Source organism: Actinopolymorpha alba DSM 45243, from assembly GCF_000373925.1.
Lineage (GTDB): Bacteria > Actinomycetota > Actinomycetes > Propionibacteriales > Actinopolymorphaceae > Actinopolymorpha > Actinopolymorpha alba.
The window spans coordinates 21,426-35,089 of record NZ_KB892769.1 but is presented as its reverse complement, the minus strand read 5'-3'; the positions used below and the strand labels follow the sequence as shown (position 1 = coordinate 35,089).

Annotated in this window: 14 protein-coding genes and 1 pseudogene; 13 read left to right on the top strand and 2 right to left on the bottom strand. The window is 68.8% G+C overall.

The window, feature by feature from the left end; translation table 11 throughout:
• Window positions 1-21: 21 nt before the first annotated feature.
• The 11 genes and pseudogenes from ftsY to B141_RS42350 all read left to right on the top strand — a co-directional run bounded on the left by ftsY (window position 22) and on the right by B141_RS42350 (window position 10,524).
• Entirely contained in the window at window positions 22-1,215 is a 1,194-nt protein-coding gene (ftsY, locus tag B141_RS0123820) for a signal recognition particle-docking protein FtsY (RefSeq protein ID WP_020577701.1), read from the top strand.
• A 25-nt stretch (window positions 1,216-1,240) separates the two neighbouring features.
• A complete protein-coding gene (locus tag B141_RS46020; protein WP_020577700.1) occupies window positions 1,241-2,038 on the top strand; it encodes a GNAT family N-acetyltransferase in 798 nt (265 codons plus the stop codon).
• A 29-nt stretch (window positions 2,039-2,067) separates the two neighbouring features.
• Window positions 2,068-3,366 carry an aspartate aminotransferase family protein gene (locus B141_RS0123810; RefSeq protein WP_020577699.1) on the top strand — a complete coding sequence of 433 codons (1,299 nt, stop codon included), beginning with the start codon at window positions 2,068-2,070 and terminating at the stop codon, window positions 3,364-3,366.
• A 351-nt stretch (window positions 3,367-3,717) separates the two neighbouring features.
• Window positions 3,718-5,529, top strand: a complete 1,812-nt coding sequence (locus tag B141_RS0123805) for an ABC transporter substrate-binding protein (RefSeq protein ID WP_040422104.1) — start codon at window positions 3,718-3,720, stop codon at window positions 5,527-5,529.
• Window positions 5,530-5,579: 50 nt separating this feature from the next.
• Window positions 5,580-7,232: a gamma-glutamyltransferase gene (ggt, locus tag B141_RS0123800; protein ID WP_020577697.1), complete on the top strand. Its 1,653-nt coding sequence runs from the start codon at window positions 5,580-5,582 to the stop codon at window positions 7,230-7,232.
• A gap of 116 nt (window positions 7,233-7,348) precedes the next feature.
• Window positions 7,349-7,621 (top strand): type II toxin-antitoxin system Phd/YefM family antitoxin, encoded by a 273-nt coding sequence (locus B141_RS0123795; protein WP_020577696.1) that lies wholly within the window; start codon window positions 7,349-7,351, stop codon window positions 7,619-7,621.
• The gene (locus B141_RS0123790) at window positions 7,621-8,019 is read left to right on the top strand and encodes a type II toxin-antitoxin system VapC family toxin (protein ID WP_020577695.1); all 399 of its coding nucleotides are present in this window, start codon (window positions 7,621-7,623) and stop codon (window positions 8,017-8,019) included. Before B141_RS0123795 ends, B141_RS0123790 begins: the two co-directional genes overlap by 1 nt.
• A gap of 24 nt (window positions 8,020-8,043) precedes the next feature.
• Window positions 8,044-8,295: pseudogene (locus B141_RS52915) on the top strand (MerR family DNA-binding transcriptional regulator); the annotation flags it as partial.
• 56 nt (window positions 8,296-8,351) lie between these two features.
• The gene (locus tag B141_RS50820) at window positions 8,352-8,501 is read left to right on the top strand and encodes a hypothetical protein (RefSeq protein WP_020577694.1); all 150 of its coding nucleotides are present in this window, start codon (window positions 8,352-8,354) and stop codon (window positions 8,499-8,501) included.
• Entirely contained in the window at window positions 8,498-8,953 is a 456-nt protein-coding gene (locus tag B141_RS49530) for a HEPN domain-containing protein (RefSeq protein WP_020577693.1), read from the top strand. The genes B141_RS50820 and B141_RS49530 overlap by 4 nt, the downstream gene beginning before the upstream one ends.
• A 164-nt stretch (window positions 8,954-9,117) precedes the next feature.
• Window positions 9,118-10,524, top strand: a complete 1,407-nt coding sequence (locus tag B141_RS42350) for an anthranilate synthase component I family protein (RefSeq protein ID WP_020577691.1) — start codon at window positions 9,118-9,120, stop codon at window positions 10,522-10,524.
• A 33-nt stretch (window positions 10,525-10,557) separates the two neighbouring features.
• On the opposite strand, the gene B141_RS51610 is transcribed toward B141_RS42350, so the two are convergent.
• Window positions 10,558-11,142: a TetR/AcrR family transcriptional regulator gene (locus B141_RS51610; protein WP_020577690.1), complete on the bottom strand. Its 585-nt coding sequence runs from the start codon at window positions 11,140-11,142 to the stop codon at window positions 10,558-10,560.
• Window positions 11,139-11,612: a hypothetical protein gene (locus B141_RS51605; protein WP_020577689.1), complete on the bottom strand. Its 474-nt coding sequence runs from the start codon at window positions 11,610-11,612 to the stop codon at window positions 11,139-11,141. Before B141_RS51605 ends, B141_RS51610 begins: the two co-directional genes overlap by 4 nt.
• Before the next feature lie 346 nt (window positions 11,613-11,958).
• Between B141_RS51605 and B141_RS0123755 the strand changes: the two genes are divergently transcribed.
• Together B141_RS0123755 and B141_RS0123750 are read left to right on the top strand one after the other, a co-directional pair.
• Window positions 11,959-13,329, top strand: a complete 1,371-nt coding sequence (locus B141_RS0123755; RefSeq protein ID WP_020577688.1) for an ammonium transporter — start codon at window positions 11,959-11,961, stop codon at window positions 13,327-13,329.
• Window positions 13,326-13,664 (top strand): P-II family nitrogen regulator, encoded by a 339-nt coding sequence (locus B141_RS0123750; protein ID WP_020577687.1) that lies wholly within the window; start codon window positions 13,326-13,328, stop codon window positions 13,662-13,664. The genes B141_RS0123755 and B141_RS0123750 overlap by 4 nt, the downstream gene beginning before the upstream one ends.

Genomic DNA, 13,664 nt, shown 5'->3' with positions numbered 1-13,664 from the left:
CGTCTGGGAGTATGAGCGATCGTGGAGTACGTCGTCATTGCCCTCGTCATCGTCATCCTCGCGGTTGTCATCCTCGGCCTGCTCGCGGTAGGCCGGCGTAGCCGCGGTGTCGATCTGCCTCCCACGCCCCGGACTCCGCCCGAAGGCGGCGCCGGCGGAGGCGGCCCTGGTGGCGAACGCGACGATTCGGGCACGATCACCACGGTTCCGCGGCCCGGGCCACCCACCGGCACCGTCGGCGGCGACGAGCTGGAGGTCGCCGAGACGGTGGCGCCACCGGTCGAGCGGCCGGCGCCAGCCCAGGGGCGGCTCATCCGGCTCCGCGCCCGGCTGGCTCGTTCGCAGTCCACGCTCGGTAAGGGTCTGCTGTCCCTGTTGTCCCGCGACCGGATCGACGAGGACACCTGGGAGGAGATCGAGAGCGCGCTGATCACCGCCGACGTCGGTGTCGGCCCGACCCAGGAGCTGGTCGAACGCCTGCGCACCCGGGTCCGAGTCGAGGGCGCCGCCACGGCTGACCACGCGCGGGAGATCCTTCGGGAGGAGCTGCTCACGCTCGTCGGCCCCGACCTCGACCGCACCCTCGACACCGCCCGGCGCGAGACCAACCCGGCGGTCTTCCTCGTCGTGGGCGTCAACGGCACCGGCAAGACCACCACGGTCGGCAAGCTGGCGCGGGTGCTGGTCGCGGAGGACAAGGACGTCGTCCTCGGCGCCGCTGACACCTTCCGTGCCGCCGCGGCCGACCAGCTCGCCACCTGGGGTGACCGGGTGGGTGTTCCGACCGTGCGCGGCCCCGAAGCCGGCGACCCGGCGAGCGTTGCGTTCGACACGGTCAAGGCCGGAGTCGAGCAGGAAGCCGACGTGGTCATCATCGACACGGCCGGCCGGCTCCACACCAAGACCGGCCTGATGGACGAGCTCGGCAAGGTCAAGCGGGTCATCGAGAAGCAGGCGCCGGTCTCTGAGGTGCTGCTCGTCATCGACGCGACGACCGGACAGAACGGCCTCACCCAGGCCAGGGTGTTCTCCGAGGTGGTCGACGTCACCGGCATCGTGCTCACCAAGCTCGACAGCACCGCCAAGGGCGGCATCATCGTGGCCGTCCAGCGCGCGCTCGGCGTCCCCGTCAAGCTGGTCGGCCTGGGGGAGGGCCCTGACGATCTCGCGCCGTTCGAGCCCGCCGCGTTCGTCGACGCGCTGTTGGGTGAGTGAGGCCAGACCCATGACGGGAGGAGCGGTGACCGGTCAGACGGCCAGCCCGGGCGCTCCGCCCGGGCTCGACCTTGATCCGGTCGCCGTCTGGACCGCCCAAGCCGACGCCGCCGAGGCGGAGGGTCGCGCCCGCGAGCCGTACGGCGGTGGTGTGGCCGAGTTCCCCGGCGTTCGCCTGATGGCATCCGGCCTCCCGAACCCCCAGTGGAACGCCGGTGACGTCACCGACCCAGCGCTGGTCGACCTCGATGCCGTCCGCGCGTGGTTCGCCGCGCGCGGTGTCCCCTGGAACCTCCGGATCCCGGCCGGCGTGCGGTGGGCGCACGGCCGGCGGGCGACCCGCAGGCGCTGCATGGGCCTGCATCCTGAGGCATTCCGCGCGGTCCGCTCAGCCCTGTCCCCGGCGGGTCTCTCCGTCCGCGCCGCCCGAGCGGACGAGGTGGAGCTGGTGGCCCGGGTCGACGCCGAGGCGTTCGGAGATCCGGTCGAACCCAATCTCGGATGGGTCCGACCGCAGCTGGGTGCGGACGGGTTCCTGATCCTGCTCGCGCTGCTCGACGGCGCTCCCGTCGGCGTCGCGACCGGCGTCCGGACCTCGGGGCCCGGCGGGGAGTGTGTCGGTATCTACGGCGTCGGCGTGCTCGAGCCGGCCCGGCGTCGGGGCATCGGTGCCGCCCTGACCTGTCACCTCCTGCGCTGGGGGTTCGACACTGGTGCCACGCTCGCGCACCTCAACCCCGAGACGGAGGACGCGGCGCGCCTCTACACCCGCCTGGGCTTCACCGAAGTTCCCGGCCTTGACGTCTATCTCGACATGTCGTGACTGGGTACGCAGCGGACGGAGGACACCAGATGACCGAGAACGACCTGCTCGCTCGGCACCGCGCGGTGATGCCAGCCTGGATGGCGCTCTACTACGAGCAGCCACTGGAGATCGTGAGCGGGGAGGGACGCCGACTCACCGGCGGCGACGGCCGGGTCTACCTCGACTTCTTCGCCGGCATCCTGAGCAACTCCCTCGGCTACGGCGTACCCGAGATCACCGCGGCGGTCGAACGCCAGCTCGCTGCCGGCGTCGTCCACACCTCGACGGCCTACCTCGGCCGCCGCCAGGTGGAGTACGCCGAACGCCTTGCCGAACTCTCCGGCATCCCTGACGCCAAGGTCTTCTTCGTCAACTCCGGCACCGAGGCCAACGAAGCGGCGCTCCTGCTCGCCACCCACCACCGCCGGAGCAACCAGATCCTGGCCCTGCGCAACTCCTACCACGGCCGGGCGTTCGCGACAGTCGCGGTCACCGGCAACCGTAGTTGGGGCGCCACCTCCCTCTCGCCCGTCCACGTGAGCTACGTCCACGGCGGCTACCGCTACCGCGGGCCCTTCCGGGACCTCTCCGACGCCGACTACATCCAGGCCTGCGTCGACGACCTGCGTGACGTCATCCTCACCACGACCGCGGGGGACGTCGCCGCGATGATCGCCGAACCCATCCAGGGAGTGGGCGGATTCGCGACGCCTCCCGACGGGTTGTACGCGGCGATGAAGCAGGTGCTCGACGACTACGGCATCCTGTTCATCACCGACGAGGTCCAGACGGGCTGGGGTCGCACCGGCGAGCACTTCTGGGGCTACCAGGCGCACGGCATCGTGCCCGACATCCTGACCTTCGCCAAGGGCGCGGCCGGCGGTCTGCCGATCGGCGGTGTCATCGCCCGGGCCGAGCTCATGGATTCGCTCGCGGCCAACTCCCTCTCGACCTTCGGTGGTAACCCGCTCACGATGGCGGCCGCCAGCGCGACCCTTGACTATCTCCTCGAACACGATCTCCAGGCCAACGCCGCCAAGCTCGGGGAGAAGCTGATCACCGGGCTGCGCGCGGCCGCCGAGGGCCTGCCGATCGTGGGTGAGGTGCGCGGCAAGGGCCTGATGATCGGTATCGAGCTCGTCGAGCCAGGCGGGACCCAGCCGAGTCCGCGCGCCGCGGGGCTGGTGATGGAGGAGTGCCGCCGCCGTGGCCTGCTGGTGGGCAAGGGTGGTCTGCACGGCAACGTCATCCGGCTTGGTCCGCCGCTCACCCTCACCGAAGACGAGGCGGACGAAGGGCTCGCCATCCTGTCCGAGGCGCTCGCGACCGTCGACGCTGCGGTATGACATCACCCGGACCAAGATCATTTCGGGGAAGTGGCCCACGTCCCGCGCGGGACGTGGGCCACTTCCCCGAAATGATCTTGAGCGCAGCGGGTTGATCATGGTCTAAGACGTCGCGACGCGAGCCTTGAGTAGATGCCCAGTTCCGCGTGAAAACTGGGCATCTACTCGAGGTTCAACGAGCATGGGCGGCGGTTTTCCGCGTCGTCCACGTCCGCCGCTGTCAAGGCCGTGTTACGTACCTCCCGGCACCGAAAAACTTCTTGCCGGCAACGCCGTGTCCGGGCGTCCGATACGGGACGCAAGGGCGCCAGATGCTTTTGGTCTGTACCTGTACGGCGAAAGAATTCCGGCATGACCTCAACACCTTCGCCGTCGGTGCCGGTTCTGACCCGACGGCATGTTCTGGAGATTCTCGGTGTGGGAGCGGCCGGCTTGACGCTCGCTGCCTGCAGCCGAGGTGATGGCGGACAGAAGGCTGGCAGAGTCGCCGAATTCCACGGGGGTACGGCGTACCAGGTCCCGCCCAAGGGGCACTTCAACCTGATGGATGGCGTCACTGACAGCATCCTCGGCGACCATTTCTACATCGACCTTCTCATGACTCCTGGCGCGATGTACCGCTGGAAGGAGCAGACGTGGGTGCCGATGCTCGCGGAGAAATGGCACACCGACGCGAGCGCCCGGACCTTCACCTTCACGCTGCGAAAGGGTCTCACCTGGAGCGACGGGAAGCCGATCACCAGCAAGGATGCCCTGACGACGTACTGGTGCCTGCGCGTCATGCGCAATTCCTTGTGGGAGTACGTCGAGAAGGTCGAGGCCCCAGATGAGCTGACCATCGTCCTGACGATGAAGAAGCCGTCGACGGTGGTCGAACGCTACATCCTGCGGCAGCGCATTCACGCGGACGCGACCTACGGCGACTGGGCGCGGCGGGCGGAGGAGCTCTTTGGCTCGGGCAAGGACCTTGAATCCCCAGAGGGTAAGAAGCTCAACGAGGAGTTCCAGGCGTTCCGGCCGAAGCGGGCGATCGTGTCCGGGCCGTTCGACTACGACTACAACTCCATCACGAACTCCCAGCTGAGCTTCGTCAAGAATCCCAAGGGGTACGCGGCGAACAAGGTGGCCTTCGACAAGGTCGTCATCTACAACGGCGAGACCACGACCATCACCCCGGTCGTCCTCGCGAAGAAGCTCGACTACGCGACCTTCGGATTCCCGGTCGCGACCGAGAAACAGCTGGTCCGCGAGGGCTTCCGGATCATCCGGCCGCCGGTGTATTCCGGGCCCGCGCTGCTGTTCAATCTCGACAAGCTCCAGGAGTTCAAGGACGTTCGCGTCCGGCGGGCCCTCGCGCACGCGATCGACCGCGACCAGAACGGCACGGTCTCCCTCGACAAGTCCGGCAAGGGCGTGAAGTATCTCGCCGGCTTCTCCGACAATCTCGTGCCCGCGTGGCTGTCCGCGCAGGACCAGGACAAACTCGACAGGTACGCGTTCGACCAGGCCAAGGCGGCGGATCTGCTCACCGAGGCCGGGTGGAAGCGCTCGGGTACGCAGTGGCTCAAGCCAAACGGCCAGCCGGCCCGTTACGAGCTGATCTTCCCCGCGGAGTACGCCGACTGGTCCGCCTCGGGACAGGACGTCGCCCGCCAGTTGTCGGCGTTCGGTATCGCGGTCACCGGCCGCGGCGTCACCGAGTCGCAGCAGCCCATCGACGTCGACAAGGGCAACTTCGACCTCGCGATCCAGTCGTGGGGCACGTCCGCGGCGCCGCATCCGCACTTCGCGTTCGTGCAGGATCTGTTCACCCACAACATTCCGGTCGCGGCCAACCAGGGCGGCCGGGGGATGGGATTCGAACTCAAGCAGACCACCCAGGCGCAAGGTGAGGTTGACCTGGGCCGGTTGGTGATCCAGGCGGGTGAGGGTCTGGACGCCGAGGCGCAGAAGGCGAGCGTCACCTCGGTCGCGCTGGCGTTCAACGAACTCCTGCCGATGATCCCGCTCTTCGAGAGGTACGGAAACAATCCCGTTCTCGAAGGCGACCGGGTCGGGAAGTGGCCGCCGGACAGCGATCCCCTGCTACAGAACTCGCCGTACGCCGACAACTTCACGATCATGCTGCTGTACGCCGGCACCCTGAAACCATCGGCAGGCTGACGGCTCACGGCCGACCCCAGGTAACAAAGGTTCGGGAGGACTTGTTTTCGATGATCGGCTTTCCGGATAACGAGGCGCGGGCGTTTCCCTGGTCGCGGCGCCGGGTCGCCCCGGTGTTCGCCCAGCGCGGCATGGTGGCTGCTCAACACCCGCTGGTCACCAGCACCGGCGTTCGCGTGCTCGCCGATGGCGGCAACGCGGTCGACGCGGCCGTGGCCTCCGCGCTGGTGGCGGCGGTGGTGATGCCGGAGATGTGCGGGCTCGGCGGCGACCTCTTCGCGCTCGTCCACGACCCGGCCGGGAACGCCGGTGCCGGTGAGATCCGGTCGTTCCAGGGAAGCGGAATCGCACCCCGCGGCGCGACGATCGAGCAGATGCGCGCGGCCAGGGACGGTCGCCACATGCCGAACCAGGGGCCGCTCGCGGTCACCGTGCCCGGCATGGTCGACGGGTACTTCACGCTGCTCGACAGGTACGGCAGCCGAGCATTCGCGGACCTGGCCGGGCCCGCGATCGAGTACGCCCACGGCCACGCGATCTCGCCGGTGCTCGTGTCGTTCATCGCGAAGTTCGTCGACCTGCTGAGCGCCTACCCGAAGTCGGCGGCGGTCTTCCTGCCGGAGGGCCGACCACCCGCGCCCGGCAGCGTCTTTCGGCAGGCCGACCTCGCGGCCACCCTCGAGGCGATCGCCGCCGGTGGGCGCGAGGTTTTCTACCAGGGCGAGGTCGCCGAACGCATCTCGGCGTTCATGACGGAGATCGGCGGCGCGCTCCGGATCGACGACCTCAAGGACCACCAGACCGCTGTGTCGGCGCCCCTCTCGACGACGTACCGCGGTCACACCGTCTACCAGACGCGGCCGCCGAGTCAAGGCATGATCATGCTGGAGGCCCTGAACATCGCCGAGGAGTTCGACCTGCCGACGATCGGGCCGACCTCGCCCGAACGCACCCACCTCCTTGTCGAGGCGGTCAGGCTCGCGTTCGCCGATCGGTACGCCTACCTCGGCGATCCCGCGTTCGGTGACCCGCCGGTCGACCAGGTGCTGTCGAAGGAGTGGGCGCGGAGACGGCGCCGGGAGATCGGTCCGCACGCGCGGACCGACCTGGCGGCCGGCGCCCTCGACCCCGGCCACACGACGTACCTCTGCGTCGTCGACGGGAACGGCATGATGGTCTCGCTGATCCAGTCGGTGGCCAGCAACTTCGGCAGCGGCGTGGTGGCCGGCGACACCGGGGTCGTCCTCAACAACCGCGCGCAGGCGTTCTCGCTGGACGATCGAAGCCCCAACGTCTTCGCCCCCGGCAAGAAGCCGGTGCACACGCTCAACTGCTACCTCATCGCCGACAGCGCGGGCCGCCCGGTGATCGTGGGTGGTACGCCGGGCGGTGACCGGCAACCTCAGTGGAATCTCCAGACGGTCACCGGCTTGATCGACGCCGGCTGGGACGTGCAGCAGACGATCGAGCAGCCGTTCTGGATCACGTCCACGTCGGCTGAGGGTGACGGGTTCACGCTGTCGCTTGAGGGCCGCGTCGACGCGGAGGTCGCGTCCGATCTTCGCGAACGCGGGCACGCGGTCGAGGTCGCTGGCGACTGGAGTTGTGAGAGCGGCGCCCAGATCATCGCCCGCGATCCGGAGACCGGGGTGCTCGCCGGCGGCACCGATCCGCGCGCGGAAGGCCAGGTCCTGGGGCTCTGATCTCACGGGTCATGCCGAGGACTCCTCGCGGGACCTGTCGCCGCCCGAGGTACGGAGTCTTCGATGTCGGCATCCCTAAGGGTGTAGGTACTACACCTTCGTACTACACTCAGGGCATGAGTGAGGTTCCAGTGCGCGCGCTCAATCAGGACACTGCCGGGGTGTTGGCGAGGGTGAAGCGGGGCGAGGAGATCGACATTACCGAGCGCGGTGTCGTCGTTGCCCGGATCATGCCGGCGGTAGCCGAACCCATTGCCAGGCTCGCGGCCAGCGGAAAGCTCCGGCTTCCGAGTGTGAGGGGGCCGATGCCACGACCACGAGGCCCGGTCCGGACTGATCATGAGAGCGGTGAACTGGTCAGCAGGCTACGGGACGAAGAGCGGTATTGATGATCTACCTCGACACTGCGGCGTTGATCAAACTGATCCGTCGCGAGCCAGCCAGTGATGACCTGGCCGACTGGCTCGACGATCGCCCGGGCGACCTCCTCGTGTCGTCCGCATTGGTCGAGGTGGAGGTGCCGAGGGCATTGCGTCGGAGCGAGCCGGAACTCCTCGCAGCCGCGCCCGCCGTACTCCAGCGCCTTGCGCTCTACGAGATCGATGACCTCGTGCGCGCGACGGCGGCAGCGTACCCTGACCCGAATCTCCGATCCCTCGACGCGATCCATCTGGCGACCGCCAGTGCGGTTTTCGGCAATGATTTGTCGGTCTTCGTGACGTACGACAAACGTCTACTCGCGGTAGCGGAAGGGATGGGCCTCCCGATCGCGCATCCTGGTGCCTGACCGCGTCGCTTCCCTCGCTTCGGGGTGTCCGGCAGAAGGCTGGCGTTGACGCTGACGACAAGGTCTACGGTCGAGGGCGAGGAGGCCAGATGCGCATCGGAGAACTCGCCGACCGGACCGGTACCACCACGCGCGCTCACCACCACGCGCGCTCTGAGGTACTACGAGGCGCAGGGGATGTTGCCCGCCCGCCGTACCGCTAACGGTTACCGCGCCTACGACGGCGCCGACGTACGCATCGTCGAGGAGATTCGTTCGCTGCTGCCGATCGGGTTCTCCCTCGAGGAGACCCGGCCGTTCGTGGAGTGTCTGCAGGCTGACGCAGGCGATGTGTGCCCGAACTCCGTCGCCTTGGCATGCAGGTCAACCCCGTGCTCCGCTCGCCGCGGCACTGGGCTGAGGGGGACGACCCACTTGTCGCCCAGATCAAGGCCTCACTACACGTGCAGGTCCTCCCGCTCGAGTCAGGTGAGGCCGCATGAGCCGCTGGGCACGCGGGCAGGCGGAGGTGGAAGCCGCGCTGAACGCCCGCCACCTGCAGAAGGTCACTGGGGCCGCGGCCAACGGAGAACCTCTGCTGAAGAAGGCCCAGCGGACGCTCGACAGCGCTGCGGCACTCCTCGAGAACGACCCCGACACCTCCTATGTCCTGGCATACGACGCCGCCCGGTACAGCGGCACCGCACTCCTGGCTCAGCAGGGCCTGCGCCCGACTACGACCGGCGGACATTACGCGGTAGAGACGCTTCTGAGGGCGCAGTTCGGCGACGGGTTCAGGAAGTTCGGCGCGATGCGGCGGCGGCGCAACGAGCTCGAGTACCCCACGGTCCCTGGCGATAACACCAGCACCGAGGAAGCCGAGGCCGCCATCGCCTATGCCTGCGAGCTGCCCGAGGCGGCCCGACAGCTGCTTTCAGCCCTCGGCTTGTACTGATCCGCGCAAGCGTGTCTCACCCTGCCTCTGCCTCCTGCAACACTCCACCAGCGAACTCATCGAACTTCACGCCGTTGATGCGGACCGTGCTGCAGGACGTGAGCGAGCTCGAGGACATCCTGACCCCGGCGGGGTGACAGACGGCGGGTCCCTAGCCTGGTGCCGTGACCAGCTGGACCCTCCATGCCCGCGAGCTCGACCACCCCGTGGACACCGAGCGGGCGTTCGCCAACCTCTTCGGCGCGAGCCGTTGGGCGTTCTGGCTGGACAGCAGCCTGGTGGCGGCGCCTGCGAGATACTCCCTGCTCGGCGACACCAGTGGACCGTACGGCGAGGTGCTGACGGCCCGCGTCCGCGAAGATCACGCCGAGACGATCTTCGACCAGCTCGAACGCCGGCTCGCCGAGCGCCAGGTCGACCTACCGCCAGGTCTGCCGCCCGAACTCGCCTGCGGCTACGTGGGGTACCTCGGCTACGAGCTCAAGGCGTACGACGGCGCGGCCACCCGGCACCACGCGGACCTCCCCGACGCGGTCTGGCTGGCCGCCACCAGGTACGTCGTGGTCGACCACGTGGGCGGGCGCACCTGGGTCCTGGAGCTCACGGCCCGGGGAGAGCGTCCAACCTGGATCGAAGCCGCCACGGACCGGCTGCGCGACCTCACCCACGGACCCGGGCTGGCCGCCCCACCCGCGCCGCCCACTCCACCATCTGACCCACCCGGCGACCTCGACCCCGAGCGCTGGCTGGTGAGGTCCCGCGACCGCTACCTGCGCGACGTCGAGTCATGCCTGGCCCGGCTTCGAGCCGGCGAGAGTTACGAGATCTGTCTCACCAACACAGTCGACCTGCCCTACACCGGGGATCCGTTCCCGCTCTACCGCCGGTTGCGGGGGATCAACCCGGCGCCGTACGCCGCCTACCTGCGACTCGGCGACGCGCACGTGCTGTCCGCGTCTCCCGAACGCTTCCTGAGCGTCGACGCCGAGGGGTACGCCGAGTCCCGGCCGATCAAGGGCACGGCGGCACGTGACGACGACCCGGGCCGAGACGGCGTACTCCGCAAGGAACTCCTGACCAGCACCAAGGCCCAGGCCGAGAACCTCATGATCGTCGACCTCCTCCGCAACGACCTCGGCCGGGTGTGCGAGCCGGGGACGATCAGCGTCCCGGCGTTCCTCGCCGTCGAGTCGTACGCCACCGTGCACACGCTGGTGTCGACCGTCCGTGGCCGGTTGCGCGACGGGGTGAGCGCGGTGCGGGCGGCCCGGGCCTGCTTCCCACCAGGCTCGATGACCGGGGCGCCGAAGCTGCGCACCATGGAGATCCTCGACGGGTTGGAGACGCGGGCGAGGGGGATCTACTCCGGAGCGCTCGGCTTCTTCGGGCTGCGGGGTACGGCCGACCTGAGCGTGGTGATCCGCACCGCGGTCCTTCATCGGGGCCGGCTCACCATCGGTGCCGGTGGCGCGATCGTCCTCGACTCCGACCCGGTGGAGGAGTACGACGAGATGGTTCTCAAGGCTGCGGTCCCACTTCGCGCCGTTGCCGCCGAGCGGCGCGGCACCTGACGGCGCGCAACCCCGCGGGTGTGTGGCAGTGGCTCAGCGGGGACGAAGGCCGTCGAGCAGGAGTTCCACCTGCGCGCGGAGCTCGACCGCGTCCGGCAGTGGCGCCCCGGTGAGGGCCCTCAACACGAGGACGCCGAGCAGCGACTCCACGACCGCGCGCGGGTCGACGTCCGTTCTGATCTCTCCTCGCGCCGCGGCCCGCTGGAAGGGCCCCCGAGCCCGGTCGATCCAGCGGTCGAGCGCCTCGCGGTACAACCGGGTCAGCCGGGGATCCCGGGCCGCCTCACGCGCGGCTAGAGCGAGGAACCCTGCGCCTCGTGGCGTGGCCGCGAATCCGGCGAGATCCTCCACCGCCGGCGCCAGGTCCCCGACCAGCGAGCCGGTGTCCTGCGTCGCGAGCTCGACCCCGATCAGGCCGGCGAGGGCGTCGTACGCCAACGCCTCCTTGCTGGGCCACCGGCGGTAGACGGTGGCCTTGCCGACGCCGGCGCGTTCGGCCACGTCCTGCACGGTCACCCGCTCGAAGCCCCGCTCGAGCAGCAGGTCGGCGGCGGCTCCCCGGATCCGTGTGTCAGCGGCCGCGTCGCGGGGTCGGCCGCGGCGGGACGCCTGGCTCACGGATGCGGATGTGTGGAGGTGACCAGATCGTCCTGGGGGTCGTCGACGGTCGCCGCATGGCGGGCCGTCGTGATGTCGACCGCATTGGCGGCCGAGGCGAGTTCGTCGGCAAGTGGCGGCGCTTCGCCCGCGTGCCGGCCGCCCGGCGGGATCGCGAGTTCCTTCGACGTGGACCAGGCGATCCGCGCCTGGCGGGGCAGCAGGAGCGAGGCGATGACGGCTCCGACGGGAAGCGACTGGCGCCGCGCCCACCACCTGAGTGTCGCGACGGCGAGGACAGCGCCGACCAGTCCGACGAGGAGGGTGGGGTTGTCCAGGCCCTGCCTGGGCGCCCGAACGACTCCCGACACGAGGGCCGCGAGCAGGCCGAGAAGTAGCAGGGCCGCGCATCCGGCGATCAGGATCCTCCGGTTGCCCGATCGGGTGAGCGCAGCGTGATCGGCGCGGCCGGCTGACGCGGGTTTCGTCACGGAATGTTATCCCTTCACTACAATTACGAGACGCCGGCGTCTCGAATTCCGTATGCACGACCCGACACCTTCCGCCGGGGTTGCGCGGACTGCCCCAGATGTGAGCGGCCTCACGCTGGCCAATCACTGGAAATGCCCCTCAGTTCACACGGAATTCACGCTCGGCGGGCTATCCGTCATCGGCCCGCAACATGAGTGGCCGGCCCGCGAAACACTGCCCGACCACTCTTGCCGGATCCGTATTCGGCTCACCTGGCGCCGTTGACGTCGCTGGGAGCCGCCGAGCATTTACGACCTTCCCAGCAGCACGAACCAAGCTTCGGACTCATCTCCAGGAGGAGACGCAATGCCCGAGCTCAGTGCCGGCGACACCGCGTGGGTGTTGGCCAGTGCCGCCCTTGTCTTACTGATGACGCCTGGACTGGCGCTGTTCTACGGCGGCATGGTCCGGGCCAAGGGCGTGCTCAACATGCTCATGATGAACTTCGCCGCGATCGGGATCGTGAGCATCCTCTGGGTGCTGTACGGCTACTCGCTGGCGTTCTCGACCGACATCGGTGGCGGACTCCTGGGCGGACTCGGTGACTTCGGTCTCCGTGGGCTGCTTGGGGAGGAGTCGCTGAGCAGCACCATCCCGTCGACGGTGTTCGTGGGCTTCCAGGGGATGTTCGCGATCATCACGGTGGCGCTGATCTCCGGCGCGATCGCTGACCGGGCGAAGTTCAGCGCCTGGGTCCTCTTCGCCGCCGTCTGGGCGACCCTCGTCTACTTCCCGGTCGCGCACTGGGTGTTCTTCTTCGACGATGGCAACGGCGGTTGGATCGGCGACCGGCTCGGTGCCATCGACTTCGCGGGTGGTACCGCCGTCCACATCAACGCCGGAGCCGCTGGTCTGGCGCTGGCCCTCGTCCTCGGCCGGCGGGTCGGCTGGCGCAAGGAGCCGATGCGGCCGCACAACCTCCCGCTGGTCCTGCTCGGTGCCGGTCTGCTGTGGTTCGGGTGGTTCGGGTTCAACGCGGGTTCGGCGGTCGCGGCCAATGGCCTCGCTGGTGTCGCGTTCGTCAACACCCAGGTCGCGACGGCGGCCGCACTGCTCGCCTGGATCCTCGTCGAGCGGATCCGGGACGGGAAGCCCACGACGCTGGGCGCCGCGTCCGGTGCGGTGGCCGGTCTGGTGGCGATCACGCCGGCGTGTTCCTCGGTCACCCCGATCGGCGCGATCATCGTCGGTGTCGTGGCTGGTGTGCTCTGCGCGCTCGCCGTCGGACTCAAGACGAAGTTCGGGTACGACGACTCGCTCGACGTGGTGGGCGTCCACCTCGTCGGTGGTCTCGCCGGCTCGCTGATCATCGGCTTCATCGCCTCCGCGGCGGCGCCCGCCGGTGTGGACGGTCTCTTCTACGGCGGTGGATTCAGCCAGCTCGGCAAGCAGCTGGTCGCGTCCCTGGCTGTCCTGGTCTACTCGTTCGTCGTCACCTTCCTCATCGGCAAGATCATCGACAAGGTGATCGGCTTCCGGATCAGCGAGGACGACGAGGCGAGCGGTATCGACCTCGCCGAGCACGCCGAGACGGCGTACGACTTCAGCACGATCGGCGGCGGCTCGCGGCCGCACACGATCACGCGGGCACCGTCCGCGGACAGTGAGAAGCTTGATGCGAGCGCCAACTCGTCCTCGGCTCCGGCCGATGAGAAGGAAGGGAGCGTGGCCCGATGAAGCTGGTGACCGCCGTCATCAAGCCACACCGGTTGGATGAGGTGCGAGCCGCCCTGGAAGCGTTCGGTGTTTCGGGCATGACAATCACCGAGGCGAGCGGGTACGGCCGCCAGAAGGGTCACACCGAGGTCTACCGCGGCGCGGAGTACGAAGTCGATCTCGTGCCGAAGGTCCGGCTGGAGATCGTCGTCGACGACAGCGACGTCGACGACATCGTCGATGTCGTTGCCAAGAGCGCGCACACCGGCAAGATCGGTGACGGCAAGGTCTGGGTCGTTCCGGTCGAGACCGTCGTACGCGTGCGCACCGGCGAAACCGGACAGGAAGCGCTGTAG

Coding starts and splice junctions, on each gene's coding strand:
- B141_RS0123750 (WP_020577687.1), top strand. CDS start 13,326: ATGAAGCTGGTGACCGCCGTCATCAAGCCACACCGGTTGGATGAGGTG.
- B141_RS0123755 (WP_020577688.1), top strand. CDS start 11,959: ATGCCCGAGCTCAGTGCCGGCGACACCGCGTGGGTGTTGGCCAGTGCC.
- B141_RS0123810 (WP_020577699.1), top strand. CDS start 2,068: ATGACCGAGAACGACCTGCTCGCTCGGCACCGCGCGGTGATGCCAGCC.
- B141_RS0123790 (WP_020577695.1), top strand. CDS start 7,621: ATGATCTACCTCGACACTGCGGCGTTGATCAAACTGATCCGTCGCGAG.
- B141_RS0123795 (WP_020577696.1), top strand. CDS start 7,349: ATGAGTGAGGTTCCAGTGCGCGCGCTCAATCAGGACACTGCCGGGGTG.
- B141_RS0123805 (WP_040422104.1), top strand. CDS start 3,718: ATGACCTCAACACCTTCGCCGTCGGTGCCGGTTCTGACCCGACGGCAT.
- ggt (WP_020577697.1), top strand. CDS start 5,580: ATGATCGGCTTTCCGGATAACGAGGCGCGGGCGTTTCCCTGGTCGCGG.
- B141_RS49530 (WP_020577693.1), top strand. CDS start 8,498: ATGAGCCGCTGGGCACGCGGGCAGGCGGAGGTGGAAGCCGCGCTGAAC.